Here is a 13,401-nt window from a genome sequence, read left to right on the forward strand (position 1 = left end):
TCCTTGCCCTCCTCATTCTGGACATCTAACATCCAGGATATGAAGATGAGCGAGGGCGTCGAGTGGGCGCTGCACAGCTGCGTCAACCTGGCCTGGAGCGGGCCCGGGCGGGCCGTGTCGGCCGCCCGGCTGGCCGCGTGGCACGACCTGCCCGCCGCCTATCTCAACAAGCAGCTCCAGGCGCTGGCGCGGGCGGGGATCGTCACCTCCTCCCCGGGGCCCCGGGGAGGCTTCCGGCTGGCCCGCCCGCTGGCCGACATCTCGCTCATGGACGTCGTCGCCGCCGTCGAGGGCACCGACGAGGCCTTCCGGTGCGCGGAGATCCGCAGGCGGGGCCCGGGGGGCGTCCCGGCGGCGCAGCCCGGCGAACCCGACGGCACACCCGTGCCCGCTCCGCCCGCTCCGGCCGCGGCCTGCGCCATCGCGCACGCCATGACCCGGGCCGAGCTGGCCTGGCGGCAGGCGCTCGCGGCCCAGGACCTCGACGGGATCCGGCGGCAGGCCGAAGCCCAGGCCCCCGAGGCCCCCGCCCGGCTCCGCGCGTGGCTCGCGGCGCCACAGCCCGGGGGTAGCACCGGCGGCACGGGCACGGGCACGGGCACCGGCAGTACGCATGACCCAGCCCACGCATGACCAGCCCACGCACGCACCACCGGCAGTCGCATCCCGCGTACGGCAACGGAACCAGGGAGCCAGCAATGACGCGCGGCATCATCAACCCGGCAGGACTCCACGACCCGACCGGCTACGGCTACAGCCACATCGTCTCCGCCCCCGGGGAGCAGGTCTTCATCGCCGGCCAGTACGGCTCCGACGAGAGCGGGCACGTCGTCTCCGGTGACTTCGCCGAGCAGGTCGCCCGGGCCTTCGGCAACCTCCGCACCGCCCTCGCGGCGGTCGGCCTCGGCCCTTCCGACGTCGTCCGCATCGGCACGTACGTCGTCGGCCACGACGAGCGGAAGCTCGAGGTGCTCCTCAAGGAGCTGCACGCCACCTGGGGCTCCGCACTGCCCGCGCAGACCCTGATCGGCGTCGCCGCCCTCGCCCTGCCGGACATGCTCTTCGAGGTCGACGCGGTGGCGGTGCGCGCGCTGACCTCTTGATCCAGTTGCCGGTCGGCGGCCGCGGGTGTGCCCTGGATGATGGGAGAGAGGAGCCCGTCATGGCACATGCGGCACCCACCGCCCCCGGGCGGCAGCACCGCCGGACGGCGGACACGGCCCACCACCCGGGCAAGAGCGCCTACGCGCGCCCCCTGCTCGCGGGACTCGTCTACGGCGTCTGGGCCGCCTTCATCGAGCGCCAGATGGGCCCGGTCAACGCGGGCAACGTCTTCTACGGAATCCTGTGCGGCGCGATCTTCGCGGGCATCATGTTCGCCCTCGCCCGGATCGGCTCCCGGATGCGGCGCGAGGCCCACGCCGCCGCGTACGGGGCGTTCCTCGGCATCGCCGTCGGCTATCTCCACAGCCTCACCGACTCCAGCGTGCTCCGCTCCACCGTCATCGGCCTCGCCGTCGGCGCGGGTGTCGGACTGGTGGCGTTCTACCGGTACTACACCCACGAGGACTGAGTCCCACGCCGCCCTCCGCCCACGCGGTCGAGACCACCGGCCTCGTCAAGATCTTCGGTGACAACCGGGCCGTCGACGGGGTCCCCTCCGGGTCCCGGAGGGGACGTCTACGGCCTGCTCGGCCCCAACGGCGCGGGCAAGACCACCGTGGTTCCGTCATGGGCGTGAGCATGATGGTGCTGTTCCCGCTCACCTTCCTCAGCAACATCTTCGTGGACCCGAAGACCATGCCCGGCTGGCTCCAGGTCTTCGTGAACAACAGCCCGGTGACCCACCTCACCACCGCCGTGCGGGGGCTGATGGCGGGGGAGTGGCCGGCATCCGCGATCGCCTGGTCGCTGGGGTGGGCGGCGCTGCTGGTCCTGGTCTTCGGGCCCGTCACGATGCGGCTCTACAACCGCAAGTAGTCGTACTTCCGGCCGGGTGGATCCGGTACCTCCGCCCGAGGCGGAGGTCGGGCCGCGCGGCCGACACTGGCGGGGGCGCCGGTTCCCGTGCCTCGTGGTCGAACCTCACGCGACCACTCTCCCGCTGCCGGGGGCGCGGGAACCGGCGCCGTTCCACGTCACGGCCGGAGCCGGTGCCGTGCCTGTGCCGGAGCCGGAGCCGGAGCCGGAGCCGGAGCCTGTGCCGGAGCCGGGGTCGGCGGCTTCGGCTGCTCCGGTGGCTCCGGTGGCTCCGGTGGGCGCGCCTACGCGGCGGAGTCCGCGGGTGCGGTTCGCTTCGGTTCGCTCTCGGGCTCGACGGCCGCGTCAGGGACCGTCGGCGGCGCGGCGGGCTGGGCTTTGCGGGCCGGCGGGGTGAAGCGGGCGGCCTCGGCGCGGAGCATGGCGTTCAGAGCGGCGTACGGGTCGATGGGCATGGCGGAACCTCACGGTGTTCGAGGGGGGTGTGGGGTGCGCTGGGGCTCGGCCCGCTCAGCAGCGCAGGACCACACTCCGTACCGCCCGCCGGGACGGCACCGGCTCGTCCTGGGCCCAGGCGGGTCCGCTGCCCGGCCGCAGGAGGGGGTGTTTCACGTGAAACACCGCCGCCGACAGCCGCCGTACGCCCTGCGCCCCCCGCGTCACCGTCCGTACGGCCACCCGCACCTCGGGGTCGGCGGCCGGGTCGGACGATCCCTCGACGGGCTCCGCGGGCGCGGAGTGGGCGGGGCGGGACTCGGCGGCCGTCGCGGCGGCCGGACCGGCGCCGAACACGCACAGCAGCACGACGCAGACCACCGTCAGGACCCTGGTCAGGGCCCCGGCAGGGGCTGTCCGCGCGCTCCGCCTCCCGATCATGCGGGGGGTGTGCCCCGACACGCCGGGCGGCTCCCGTCCGGCACCCGAGAAGCCCCCGACCGGCGGAGGAAGTCACCCCCCACGGCGCACAGTCGGCCCTCCCACGGCGCACGGTCGGCGACGTCGAGCCCCGGGCGGCGGCAGGAAAGCCCGCCCGGACGGGCAGGTCCGTCGCGGGCGGGCAGGTCCGCGCGGACTAGCAAGGCCGCATGGACGGGCAGGGCTGCATGGACGGGCAAGGTCGCATGGACGGGTAGGTCCGCCCGGACGGGTACGTCCGCCTGGACGGCAGGGCCGCACGGACGGGCAAGGCCGCCCGGACCGGCCCTGCGGCGGGGCGGGGCGAGCCGACCGGCCCCGCTGCGGACGAACCGCCGTCGCGCGCACACGCATGTGACGGCCCGTCGGTTCGAGTTGCGGGGGTGCGTCCGGCGGTCTTGCCTTGAGCCATGAACGATCCCCACGCGTATGCCCTGGCCATGGGTGCCGCCCGGTTCGCACCGGCCCGCGGCCCGGCGGAGCCGTCCCGTACGACGCCGCCCGGCGGCCCGAAGCCCAGCCCGTCACCCGGCCCGAAGCCAGGGCCGAAGCCCAGTCCGTCGCCCGGCCCGAAGCCGGGCCCGCCGCCCGGGCCGCCCGCCCGGCCGCCCGTCACGGGCCGCTCCCCCGACGGACGCGCGAGCACCCCCGCCGCGCCGCCGGTGCCCGGGGCCGCCGCCGAGCCGGGGCCGCGGTCCGCCTGATCCGGGGCCGCCGCCGAGCCGGGGCCCTCCGCTACTGCGGCTGTTCGGCCCAGTCCAGCAGCCGGGACCCGATGACCGCTGCCGTCGGGAGTGTGTACCGCTGCAATGGGTCCCCCGGGTCGGTCCCCGTCAGCTGGTGGACCCGCTCCAGCCGGTACGTCAGGGCCCGCACGCTCAGGTCGAGCCGCCGGGCCGCGGCGGCGGACACGCATCCCGTGTCGCCCCAGCACGCTCACCACCAGGTCGGGGATCGCAGCCCGGTACCGGGCCAGCACGGGGGAAGACCAGCAGGTCGGCGGCGTGCGGCACCGGTCCCTCGAAGCCCATCCGGTCGGCGATGTCCAGCGCGTTCAGTGCCTCCTCGTACGAGGTGACGATCCCGCCCGCGCCCGGGTGGGGTCGGCCGATCGCGAGGAGTCCGCGCTCGGCGGCGGCCGCGCACGCCTGCTTCGCGAAGTGGGCGAGCACGTCCGGGGGGTGCCGTCCGCTGAGCGCGGTCCGGGTCGCTGCCAGGTGAGTGCCGACCAGGGGGGTCACACCACGATGAGCGCGCCGCCCATCACCGCGGCGGTGAGGTGCATGGCCGGGTGGCCGTAGTCGCCGTACCAGAGGTGGCGGGCCAGGCCGCCCAGGGCGGCCAGGGCCGCGATGACGCCGATCTGGCCGAACAGCGTGACGGCGGTGAAGGGGGCCAGGAGCAGCAGGAGGGCGTTCAGCCAGAACGGGGCGGCGCCCGTCCAGCCCCGCCACTCCCGTATCGCCGTGGGCATGTGCTGCGGGTCCCCTCCTCGTCAACCGGTCGGCTGCACAGCCTTCTTGGGTCCGGCAGCCGGCGCAAGGGCCCCTTCGGTTAGATATCCGAAGGCCAGGCCGAAAGTCGTCCACAGGGCGGTCTGGATGGCCACGGAGGCGACGACCCGACGCGTTCCAGTTCCCGAGCGTCGGCGCGCGACGGCGGCCGAGGAGCAGGGCGCCCGCCGCGAGCAGCGCACTCAGCGCGATCATCAGCAGGTACAGCGCGGTGCACCGGGCCGCCGTGTCCGGGTTCCCGACGGCCGTGGCTCGACGTACGCCCGGAGTCGGTCACGACCCTGACGGGCCGGGCGGGCCGCTGGAACCTCCAGCTGGGCCGGGAACGGGACCCGGACCAAGGCCCGGACCAAGGCCCGGACCAAGGCCAAGGACCGGACCAGGAAAAAGGCCCGGGTCAGGCCCTGAGCCGGGACGGCTCGGACGCCGCGAGGCGGTTCGGGCCGGGCTGAACGCGGGTGCGGTGCGCTACGCGACGATCCAGTCGGACGTGGCGATCACCGGCTGCACGCCGTCGCGGTGCACGGTGCCCTCGATGAGGCCGTACATCCGGTCCGCGGCGAAGTAGACCTCGTTCTCGTTCTTGAGGCCGAAGGGCTCCAGGTCGACGAGGAAGTGGTGCTTGTTGGGGAGGTTGAGGCGCACCTCGTTGACCCTCGGGCAGTTGTCGAGGACCCGCTCGGCCATCTGGTTCAGGGTCTGCTGGAGCGAGTAGGAGTACGTCTCCGCGAAGGCTTCCAGCATGTTCTTGCGCACCTTCTTGTACGACTGGTCCCAGTCGTACCCGGCGTCGTCGGCGGCCAGCGCCGAGTGCGCCCAGCGCGCGGTGACCTTGGTCGCCAGGATGCGGTCGTACGCCTCCTGCAGGGTCGTGTACTTGTCCTTGATGTAGCCGTGGAACTCGGAGTTCGTCGAGTTCATCACCGTCAGGTCCTTCAGGCCCGAGATGACCTGGAGGCCGGTCGTCTCGCTGTAGGTGACCTGCGCGGTGCGCACTTCGGTGCCCTTGAGGGCGAAGGAGTGCTGCTCCTTGCGGGTCGGCACCGGGATCCGCTCCCAGGCGAACTCCTCGATGCGGATCTGCGCCTCGCGGATCGGCTGCTGCGAGGAGACGAAGTGCTTGGCGAGCAGGATGCCGAAGGCCTCGGGGGAGGCGATGCCGTGCTCCTTGCCGAAGGCGTACACCGTGTTCTTGGTGGTGTCGGTCGGCAGGCAGTTTGCGTTGTCACCGGTGAGGTGGACGTCGCGGAACTCGCCGCGGAGCGCGACCGACACGTTGAGGTCGCGGATCTCGTGCCAGGAACCGTCGCCGCCCTTACGGGTGACCTTGACGATGCGGTTCTCGGCCTTGCCGTACTGGTTCTGCGCCAGGACGTGCTTGCTCATGCTGTCTTCCTTCGGGTACTCGGGAACACGGAGTCCGGTCGTCTGGATCCCGTACGCCCGGCGTCCAGCGGTCTCAGCCCGCTCCCCGCCGTTCGGCCCCGGAGGGCCGCCCCGGGACTGACGTGCATCCCGGTCCGTAGGTGCTGGGGCCGCTCCTGGTGACACGGCCTGTACGGATTGCAGCACGCGCGGGGCGGCGCGTGACCCGCACAGATCCTCCGAACACCGGCACTCACGGATTGGGCGACTCCACAGAAGAGCACCCGAAGAGCACCAGGGGAGCACCAGAAGAGCGATAGAAGAGCAGGTCAGGCGGTGTGCGCATCCGCGACGGCCAGGGCCTCGTCGAGGATGGCCAGCCCCTTCGCCACGTCCTGGGGCGAGATGTTGCAGGGCGGCGCGACGTGGATGCGGTTCCCGGCGGTGAGCGGCCAGAGCCCGCCCTTCTTGCAGGCGGCCGCGAACTCGGCCATGGGCGCGTTGTCGGCCCCGGCCGCGTTGTACGGGACGAGCGGCTCGCGCGTCTCCTTGTCCCGTACGAGCTCCAGGGCCCAGAACGTGCCCAGCCCCCGCACCTCGCCGACCGACGGGTGCCGCTCGGCGAGCGCGCGCAGGCCGGGGCCGAGGAGTTCGGCGCCGGTGCGGGCGGACTGCTCGACGGTGCCCTCCTCCTCCATGACGTTGATGGTGGCGACGGCGGCCGCGCAGGCCAGGACGTGCCCGGAGTACGTCAGCCCGCCCGGGTAGGGCCGGCGGGCGAAGGTCCCGGCGATGGCGGCGGAGATGGCGACGCCGCCGAGCGGGACGTATCCGCTGGTCACGCCCTTGGCGAAGCAGATGAGGTCGGGGGTGACGTCCCAGTGCTCGGAGGCGAACCACTTACCGGTGCGCCCGAAGCCGACCATGATCTCGTCGAGGACGAAGACGATGCCGTGACGGTCGCAGAGCTCCCGGACGCCCGCCAGGTAGCCGTCGGGGTGGACGAGCACGCCCGGGGCGCCGCCGACGGTCTCCAGGATGATCGCGGCGATGGACTGCGGGCCCTCGAAGACGATGGTGTCCTCGAGGTGGCGCAGGGCCCGCTCGCACTCCTCGGCCGGGTCCGCCGCGTAGAAGGGCGAGCGGTAGGCGAAGGGGCCCCAGAAGTGCACGACGCCGGCGGTCGCGCTGTCGTTGCCGAAGCGGCGGGCGTCACCGGTCAGGTTGATCGCGGTGGAAGTGGCGCCGTGGTAGGAGCGGTACGCCGACAGCACCTTGGGGCGGCCGGTGTGCAGCCGGGCCATGCGGACGGCGTTCTCGACGGCCTCGGCGCCCGCGTTGGTGAAGAAGATCTTGTCCAGGTCACCGGGGGTCCGCTCGGCGATCAAGCGCGCCGCCTCGGAGCGCACGTCGACGGCGAAGCCGGGCGCGACGGTGCACAGCCGGGCCGCCTGCTCGGCGATGGCCGCGGTGACTTTGGGGTGCTGGTAGCCGATGTTCGTGTAGACGAGGGCGCTGGAGAAGTCGAGGAACCGGTTGCCCTGGTAGTCCCAGAAGTACGAGCCCTCGGCCCCCGCGACGGCGAGCGGGTCGATGAGCTCCTGAGCCGACCAGGAGTGGAAGACGTGCTTCCGGTCGGCTTCTTTCACGGCGGCGAGGGCGTCGGCTTCTGGGTTCATGAAACGAGCGTAGTTGTCCAGGATGTGGACCCCGGGGCGCCTGCGGCCGCGCCGCCGTCCGGCGCCCCCGGCCGAGGGCCGTCAGGCGATGGGCGGTGAGCGACGCGCTGTGGGTGATGGGCGGTGATGGCGGCGCCGATGCCCGGAGGAGACCCGGAGAAGAGCCGGATGGACCCGGAGCAGACCCGGAGAAGAGCCGGTGATCAGGGCGACGCGGCCCTCGGCCATTGCATTCCCCCGGCAGTTCTTGATCCTATCGACCGTACGGATCACACGCTGCCGCATCTCGGAATTTGCTTTCCGAGATGTGAAACTCTGGAGGATGTAGTGGAGCAGGGGTTCGGGATTGGCCGCCTGTGGCGGGGGTAGGTGCGGCCGGGACGGGCGCGGAGACAGGAGGACCGGTGGCCGAGCAAACGCGGAGGCTGGTCTTGGGCGGCGCCACGGCCGGGGTCGTGAGCCGCTGCCGGGACTTCACGCGCAGGGCCCTAGATGACTGGGCGTGGCCGGGCGGACACGAGTCCGCGGAGGACGTCCTGCTGCTGGTGTCCGAGGTGGTGACCAACGCCTGCCTGCACGCCGGCGGCCCGCGCGAGCTGGTGCTGCGGCACAACGCCGAGCGGCTGCGCATCGAGGTCAGCGACGACAGTCCCGAGGTTCCCCGCCGGCGGCTGCCCGGCGACCGGTCGCTGCCGGGAGGGCACGGACTGATCGTGGTGGAACGGCTCGTACGGAACTGGGGTGCGCAGCCGTTCGCGGACGGGCAGCCCGGCAAGACCGTCTGGCTGGAGATCCCTGCGCGGGGGACCCGGGCGTAGCGGCGGGTCCGTCGGCCCGGGCGGCCGTCCCCGCGGGGGCGCGGTCCTGGGCGCGAGCCCCGGTGGCGGAGCCGGCCCCGGCGGAGTCGGCGGCGGAGCCGGTACCCGCGGAGTCGGCGGTGGAGCCGGTACCCGCGGAGTCGGCGGAGGAGTCGGTATGCGCGGGGTCGGCGGTAGAGCCGGCCCCGGCGGATTCGGGTCCGGCGTGGTCGTGGTCCGCGGCCGGGGGCGCCTCGTCGGTGAGGAGTCCGGCGCGCAGCCGCATCAGGGTCCGGTTCAGCAGCCGGGACACGTGCATCTGTGACAGGCCCAGCCGTTCGCCGATCTCGGACTGCGTCAGCTCCTCCCCGAACCGCAGCGCGAGCAGGGTCCGCTCCCGCTCCGGGAGCCCGGCCAGGATCGGCTTGAGGGACTCAAGGCACTCGATCCGGTCGTACGCCCCGTCCTCCTCACCGAGGGCGGGCCGGCCGGCGTAGGCGTCGCGGTCGCCGTCGTCCTGCACCGGCGCGTCCAGCGAGCGCGCGGAGTAGGCGTGTGCCGCCTTCCGCCCCTCCACGAGCTCCTCGGCGCTCACGTGCAGCTGCTCGGCGAGCTCGATGTCGGTCGGCTCGCGGCCGAGGTCCTGCTCCAGCGCGTCGTGCGCCTTGGCGGTGTCGATCCGCAGTTCCTGGAGGCGGCGGGGCACCTTGACGGCCCAGCTCGTGTCCCGGAAGAACCGCTTGATCTCGCCGCTGATCGTGGGCATCGCGAACGAGGTGAACTCCACGCCGCGCTCCGGGTCGAACCGGTTGATGGCCTTGATCAGGCCGATCGTGCCGACCTGGACGATGTCCTCCATGGGTTCACTGCGACCGCGGAACCGGCGGGCGGCGTACTTCACGAGGCTCAGATTGAGCTCGACGAGGGTGTTGCGGACATACGAATACTCCGTACCGCCCTCGTCCAGCCCCGCCAGCCTGTGGAACAGGGCCACGGACAAGGACCGGGCCTCGTGCGTGGCGACGTCTGTGAGTTCTGTTCGGTGCATGGCGCTGCGCTCCTCCGACGGTGTGACCCGGGGGCGCCCGGGGCGCGTCGTCGCGCTGTCCCAGGGGATATACCCGCTTGAACCCACCCATACCCTACCTGCGAGTCCCCCCGGTCACCTCGCGGCCTCCGCGTACAGCCGGAACAGCCGGGGTCCTCCGGCCGGGGCGTCCGCCCGCAGCCGGTCCCACGCCCGGGCCGCTGCGGCCCGCGCCACGGCCCCCGGCCACGGCCGCGGCAGCAGCTCGGGCGGGAGCAGCGGATCGGGGAGCATCGCGGCGGAGAACGCCGAGGCGAGCGCGACCGCGCGTGCCAGCGCCGCCGCCCCGGCGGCCCGGTCGCCATCCGGCCGCGCCCCGGCGGTTCCCCCGCGGGCGGTCCCGTCGCCCGCGGCGTCCGGCCCGTCCAGGGGGCCGCCCGAGCCGCCCGTACCGCCCGAGCCGCCCGGGTCGGCGGACAGCCGCAGCAGCGGCTCGTAGCGGGCCGCGATAGCGGGCAGGGGCCACAGCCGGGCGGCCACGGCCACCGGGTCCGCGGTGCCGCCGACCTCCAGGTCGCGGGTGGTCAGGCAGGTCAGCGCCTCCGGCAGGCCCAGCTCCGCCGCGTGGCCGCGCACGTACGGGCCGATCGCGTTCGGGGTGACGTACAGCCCGCCCTGCACCGGCGCGGCCCCCAGCCCGGTCAGCGCGTCCCGCAGGGAGTCCCGGGCCGCCCGCGCGGACTCCGGTACGGCGAAGGCGAAGGCGTGCCAGGTGCCGTCCCACGGCTCCAGCCCGCGGTCCTGCCGGTACGCGTGCCGTACGAACTCCACCTCCGGTACGGAAGGCAGCCCGGGCCCGGCCCCGGCCGCCGCCGCCATCCGCAGCACGGCCCGCCGCCCGCGCCCCTCGACGGCGAACCGCCCCTCCGCCTCCAGCCGCTTCACGCACAGCCGCACCTGCTGGTCGGACATCCCGAGCAGGCCCGCGACTTCGTAGAGCTCGCCGCCGTCGACCGTTCCGTCCTCCCGGACCAGCGCGTGTACGACCATCCGGGTGGGAACGCCGCTCCCCGCCACGGGCGCCGGCGCCCCCGTGCCCGTACCCGTGCCCGTCGTGCCCGTACCCGTGCCCGTCGTGCCCGTACCCGTGCCCGTCGTGCCCGTACCCGTGTCCGCCGTCGCCCCGCTCACCGCGCCACCTCCTTGTGCATCGTCGTCACGGCCCCGAAGCCGAGGACGTCCCGCAGCCACGGGGTGCGCCGCACCGCGACCGCTCGGAACCCGTGCCGCTCGTACAGTGCCCGCGCCCGCGGGTTCTCCGCGACCACGTCGAGCCGGACGCGGTGGCACCCCTGCTCCACGGCCACCGCCTCGATCTCCCGCAGCAGCAGCCCGCCGATGCCCCGGCCGCGCTCGGCCGGGTCGACGGCGATGCCGTCCATGAGCAGCTCGCCGCGGGCCGGGGTGCGCTCCAGCAGCGCCAGCAGGAACACCCGCCAGACCCCGCTGACCCGCCCGTACGCGGCCCTGACTGCAGCCGCGTCGCCGCCGACCAGGCCGCGGCCGGCGAGGTGGTACCCGGCCACGCCCACCACCCGCCCGGCGGACAGCGCGCTCACCGCCCGGTCCGCGTTCAGGTGCCCGGCGATGAAGCGCCGCCCCGCCGCGGCGGGGCCCAGTGCGGCGCCGAGCTTGGCCCCGAAAGCCTCCCAGTACAGCTCGGCGACGCGCTCCCCGGTGCCCTCGGGCACCCCGCGCAAGACTTCCGTGTTCTCCTCCGTCGTCATGCGGGCAAGCTTAATACGTTCATTGTCGCTACGATCGTTTTTGACACGAGCGAATGACGGGAGTTTCCCCATGATCCGCCTCCGCAACCGGCGCAACAGTCGCCATGAGTCGAATAAGCCCCGTAAGCCCGTTACGCCTGGTACGCCCCGCAGCAGGCTCCGTACCGTCCTGTTCCGCACCGTGGCCGTCCTCCTCGCCGCCGCGCTCGTCCTCACCGGCGTGGTCCTCTGGCAGCACGACTACGGCCTGCGCGAGCAACGCGTCACCGTCCCGGCCGCCGGGCACGAGCTGCGCGGCGTGCTCGCCACCCCCGCCGGGCGGGGTCCCGGGCCCTTCCCGCTGGTCGTCCTCGTGCACGGCGACGGCGAGGCCGACGCCACCCACGAGGGCTTCTACCGTCCGTACTGGGAGGCCTTCGCGCGGGCCGGATACGCCTCGCTGTCCCTGGACAAGCCCGCCGACTGGCTCGGCCAGAGCATGGACGACCGGGCCCGCGAGACCCTCGACGCCATGGCCTGGGCGGCCCGCACCCGCCCCGAGGTCGACCCCGCCCGGATCGGCCTGTGGGGGGCCAGCCAGGCCGGGTGGGTGCTGCCCAAGGTGGTGGCGCGGGCCCCGGCGCCCGGCGTGCGCTTCGTCATCGCGGTCGGCACCGCCGTGAACTGGCACCGCCAGGGGGAGTACCACCTGCGCGCCGGACTGCGCGCCGAGGGCGCCGGCGCCGAGCGCACGGCGGGCGCCCTGCGCACCCGGGAGGCCACGCTCGCGCTCCTGCGGCGCGGGGCGGCGTACGGGGAGTACCGGGCGAGCCCCGGCGCCGATCCCGAACTCACGGCGGAGCGCTGGGCGTTCATCAGCCGGAACCACACCGCGGACGCCGCGGCCGACCTGCGGGCGATGCCGCCTGTGCCGGTGCTGCTGATCTCGGGCGCCGACGACCTGAACGTGGACGGCGCCGAGACGGAGGCCGTCTACCGCGGCCTGCTCGCGCCCGGCACGTTGACCGTACGCCGCTATCCGGGGGCCACCCACGCCCTGGTCCGCACCCCGGTCGAGCGCTCCCCGTGGCGGCTGGCGCTGACGGCGGTGTTCGCGCCGCGCACCCTGTTCCCGCCGGGCCTCCTCGACGACCAGCGGCGCTTCCTGGAGGAACGGCGGTAGCGGGGGCACGGAAACGAGGAGACGCCCCCGGAACGGATCCGGGGGCGTCTCGTGTCACTTGTCGGAGTAGCTGAAGTCCCCGACCGTCCAGGCTCCTACGTCCCTCAGCGCGATCCGGTACATCCCGCCCGTCTCGGGGATGCCCAGGGTGCCCTGGAGGATGCGCGCCACGTGGAAGTGCAGATGGGACGGGGCCGCCCCGGCGGCCGGCCCGGGTGGGCCGGCCGGATCGGGTGACCTGAAGATGTCCGCGAACGGGCCCAGTTGGTCGGAGTCCCGCAGGACCTCGGCCACGCGCTGACGCCAGACGCTCTCGGGTGCGAGGCGGCCGGTGATCACGGCGCCGTTCACCACGACGGTGAGGGACATCTGATTGCTTTGCTCCGACTCGACCATGGTGGCGATATCGACGAGCAGGTCATCAGGGATCGACATGGGCACGGACTCTAGCAAGGGGCTCTCAGACGCCGGTCGGGGACCCGAGCAGCGCCGAGGCCTCCTGCAGCGGGGTGAGCGCGGGCGCCGGGACGGGCGCGGCGATGTCGCGGCAGGTGAAGCCGAGGCGGGCCAGGGCCCGCGTCACCTCGGCGGCCGTGAAGTCGCGGCGGTCCTGACGGGTGATGACCTCACCGACCTGCTTGACCGGGTAGGACCGGCGGCCGATGATCACGGACGCTCCCGTGACGGGCTCGGGCTTGATGCCCTTCATCGACTGCTCGACCTCGCTCTTCTCGAGGTCGAAGGGGTATCGGGCGATGACGAAGCGCATGATGCCTCACAGACTGGATGGGATACGCGGGAACGACGGAGCGGAAGGCGGGCGGAGCCCGGTCAGGCGGCCATGCCGTGCGCGCGCCGACGCTCCTGTGCGGGGCGGCTGCGGCGTCCGCGGGAGGAGGCGGCGCTGCGCTTGGGGCGGTCTGAGGCGGGGTTGGTGATGGTGACGGGGATCCCGGAGGGGGTCTGTGCGCCGGTGATGCGGTTGAGTGCTTCTTCGCCGGAGCGGACCTGGGTGGTCTGGGGGACGATGCCGGCGGCGGCCATGAGGCGGGTCATGTCGCGGCGCTGGTTGGGGGTGACCAGGGTGACGACGCTGCCGGACTCTCCGGCGCGGGCGGTGCGGCCGCCGCGGTGGAGGTAGTCCTTGTGGTCGGTCGGGGGGTCGACGTTGACGA

General features: G+C 73.6%; 14 protein-coding genes and 4 pseudogenes. 6 read left to right on the forward strand and 12 right to left on the reverse strand.

Annotated elements, in window-relative coordinates; genetic code table 11:
• Positions 1-39 precede the first annotated feature (39 nt).
• From OTB16_RS31960 to OTB16_RS31975, 4 genes and pseudogenes are all read left to right on the forward strand, one after another.
• A complete protein-coding gene (locus OTB16_RS31960; RefSeq protein ID WP_420717841.1) occupies positions 40-633 on the forward strand; it encodes an RrF2 family transcriptional regulator in 594 nt (197 codons plus the stop codon).
• Positions 634-698: 65 nt separating this feature from the next.
• Positions 699-1,103, forward strand: coding sequence for a RidA family protein (locus OTB16_RS31965; protein WP_267725235.1), 405 nt, complete (start codon positions 699-701; stop codon positions 1,101-1,103).
• A gap of 59 nt (positions 1,104-1,162) precedes the next feature.
• The gene (locus tag OTB16_RS31970) at positions 1,163-1,573 is read left to right on the forward strand and encodes a hypothetical protein (protein ID WP_267725237.1); all 411 of its coding nucleotides are present in this window, start codon (positions 1,163-1,165) and stop codon (positions 1,571-1,573) included.
• A 152-nt stretch (positions 1,574-1,725) separates the two neighbouring features.
• Positions 1,726-1,980 (forward strand): annotated as a pseudogene (locus OTB16_RS31975) (ABC transporter permease); the annotation flags it as partial.
• A 284-nt stretch (positions 1,981-2,264) separates the two neighbouring features.
• On the opposite strand, the gene OTB16_RS31980 reads toward OTB16_RS31975, so the two are convergent.
• The 6 genes and pseudogenes from OTB16_RS31980 to OTB16_RS32005 form a co-directional block, all read right to left on the reverse strand.
• Entirely contained in the window at positions 2,265-2,435 is a 171-nt protein-coding gene (locus tag OTB16_RS31980) for a hypothetical protein (protein ID WP_267725239.1), read from the reverse strand.
• 55 nt (positions 2,436-2,490) lie between these two features.
• Positions 2,491-2,856 carry a hypothetical protein gene (locus OTB16_RS31985; RefSeq protein WP_267725240.1) on the reverse strand — a complete coding sequence of 122 codons (366 nt, stop codon included), beginning with the start codon at positions 2,854-2,856 and terminating at the stop codon, positions 2,491-2,493.
• Positions 2,857-3,630: 774 nt separating this feature from the next.
• Positions 3,631-4,175: pseudogene (locus OTB16_RS31990) on the reverse strand (PucR family transcriptional regulator); the annotation flags it as partial.
• Complete coding sequence (locus OTB16_RS31995) at positions 4,133-4,369, reverse strand: hypothetical protein (RefSeq protein ID WP_267725242.1); 237 nt, start codon at positions 4,367-4,369, stop codon at positions 4,133-4,135. The gene OTB16_RS31995 and the pseudogene OTB16_RS31990, both read right to left, overlap by 43 nt.
• Before the next feature lie 508 nt (positions 4,370-4,877).
• On the reverse strand, positions 4,878-5,795 hold the full coding sequence (gene pucL, locus OTB16_RS32000; protein ID WP_267725243.1) for a factor-independent urate hydroxylase: 918 nt from the start codon (positions 5,793-5,795) through the stop codon (positions 4,878-4,880).
• Between the two features lie 308 nt (positions 5,796-6,103).
• A complete protein-coding gene (locus OTB16_RS32005; protein ID WP_267725246.1) occupies positions 6,104-7,453 on the reverse strand; it encodes an aspartate aminotransferase family protein in 1,350 nt (449 codons plus the stop codon).
• A 455-nt stretch (positions 7,454-7,908) separates the two neighbouring features.
• On the opposite strand from OTB16_RS32005, the gene OTB16_RS32010 reads away from it, so the two are divergent.
• A complete protein-coding gene (locus OTB16_RS32010) occupies positions 7,909-8,271 on the forward strand; it encodes an ATP-binding protein (protein WP_324290294.1) in 363 nt (120 codons plus the stop codon).
• A 232-nt stretch (positions 8,272-8,503) separates the two neighbouring features.
• Here OTB16_RS32010 and OTB16_RS32015 read toward each other — a convergent pair.
• The 3 genes and pseudogenes from OTB16_RS32015 to OTB16_RS32025 all read right to left on the reverse strand — a co-directional run.
• Positions 8,504-9,385: pseudogene (locus tag OTB16_RS32015) on the reverse strand (RNA polymerase sigma factor SigF); the annotation flags it as partial.
• 27 nt (positions 9,386-9,412) lie between these two features.
• Positions 9,413-10,327 (reverse strand): PaaX family transcriptional regulator C-terminal domain-containing protein, encoded by a 915-nt coding sequence (locus OTB16_RS32020; RefSeq protein ID WP_267725270.1) that lies wholly within the window; start codon positions 10,325-10,327, stop codon positions 9,413-9,415.
• Positions 10,328-10,464: 137 nt separating this feature from the next.
• Complete coding sequence (locus OTB16_RS32025) at positions 10,465-11,064, reverse strand: GNAT family N-acetyltransferase (RefSeq protein ID WP_267725247.1); 600 nt, start codon at positions 11,062-11,064, stop codon at positions 10,465-10,467.
• A gap of 181 nt (positions 11,065-11,245) precedes the next feature.
• Between OTB16_RS32025 and OTB16_RS32030 the strand changes: the two genes are divergently transcribed.
• The gene (locus OTB16_RS32030; protein WP_267725250.1) at positions 11,246-12,226 is read left to right on the forward strand and encodes an alpha/beta hydrolase family protein; all 981 of its coding nucleotides are present in this window, start codon (positions 11,246-11,248) and stop codon (positions 12,224-12,226) included.
• Between the two features lie 54 nt (positions 12,227-12,280).
• Here OTB16_RS32030 and OTB16_RS32035 read toward each other — a convergent pair whose 3' ends face one another.
• The 3 genes and pseudogenes from OTB16_RS32035 to OTB16_RS32045 form a co-directional block, all read right to left on the reverse strand.
• On the reverse strand, positions 12,281-12,661 hold the full coding sequence (locus tag OTB16_RS32035; protein WP_267725252.1) for a hypothetical protein: 381 nt from the start codon (positions 12,659-12,661) through the stop codon (positions 12,281-12,283).
• A 25-nt stretch (positions 12,662-12,686) separates the two neighbouring features.
• Positions 12,687-12,995: an SCO5918 family protein gene (locus OTB16_RS32040; RefSeq protein WP_267725253.1), complete on the reverse strand. Its 309-nt coding sequence runs from the start codon at positions 12,993-12,995 to the stop codon at positions 12,687-12,689.
• 62 nt (positions 12,996-13,057) lie between these two features.
• A pseudogene (locus tag OTB16_RS32045) lies at positions 13,058-13,401 on the reverse strand (DEAD/DEAH box helicase); the annotation flags it as partial.

The organism is Streptomyces antarcticus, from assembly GCF_026627255.1.
Taxonomy (GTDB): Bacteria; Actinomycetota; Actinomycetes; order Streptomycetales; family Streptomycetaceae; genus Streptomyces; species Streptomyces antarcticus.

Bases quoted from the DNA above. Each gene is read 5' to 3' on its own strand.
- OTB16_RS32005 (WP_267725246.1), bottom strand. From the start codon at position 7,453: ATGAACCCAGAAGCCGACGCCCTCGCCGCCGTGAAAGAAGCCGACCGG.
- OTB16_RS31980 (WP_267725239.1), bottom strand. From the start codon at position 2,435: ATGCCCATCGACCCGTACGCCGCTCTGAACGCCATGCTCCGCGCCGAG.
- OTB16_RS31960 (WP_420717841.1), top strand. From the start codon at position 40: ATGAAGATGAGCGAGGGCGTCGAGTGGGCGCTGCACAGCTGCGTCAAC.
- OTB16_RS31965 (WP_267725235.1), top strand. From the start codon at position 699: ATGACGCGCGGCATCATCAACCCGGCAGGACTCCACGACCCGACCGGC.
- pucL (WP_267725243.1), bottom strand. From the start codon at position 5,795: ATGAGCAAGCACGTCCTGGCGCAGAACCAGTACGGCAAGGCCGAGAAC.
- OTB16_RS32040 (WP_267725253.1), bottom strand. From the start codon at position 12,995: ATGCGCTTCGTCATCGCCCGATACCCCTTCGACCTCGAGAAGAGCGAG.
- OTB16_RS32025 (WP_267725247.1), bottom strand. From the start codon at position 11,064: ATGACGACGGAGGAGAACACGGAAGTCTTGCGCGGGGTGCCCGAGGGC.
- OTB16_RS31995 (WP_267725242.1), bottom strand. From the start codon at position 4,369: ATGCCCACGGCGATACGGGAGTGGCGGGGCTGGACGGGCGCCGCCCCG.
- OTB16_RS32020 (WP_267725270.1), bottom strand. From the start codon at position 10,327: ATGGTCGTACACGCGCTGGTCCGGGAGGACGGAACGGTCGACGGCGGC.
- OTB16_RS32035 (WP_267725252.1), bottom strand. From the start codon at position 12,661: ATGTCGATCCCTGATGACCTGCTCGTCGATATCGCCACCATGGTCGAG.
- OTB16_RS31970 (WP_267725237.1), top strand. From the start codon at position 1,163: ATGGCACATGCGGCACCCACCGCCCCCGGGCGGCAGCACCGCCGGACG.
- OTB16_RS31985 (WP_267725240.1), bottom strand. From the start codon at position 2,856: ATGATCGGGAGGCGGAGCGCGCGGACAGCCCCTGCCGGGGCCCTGACC.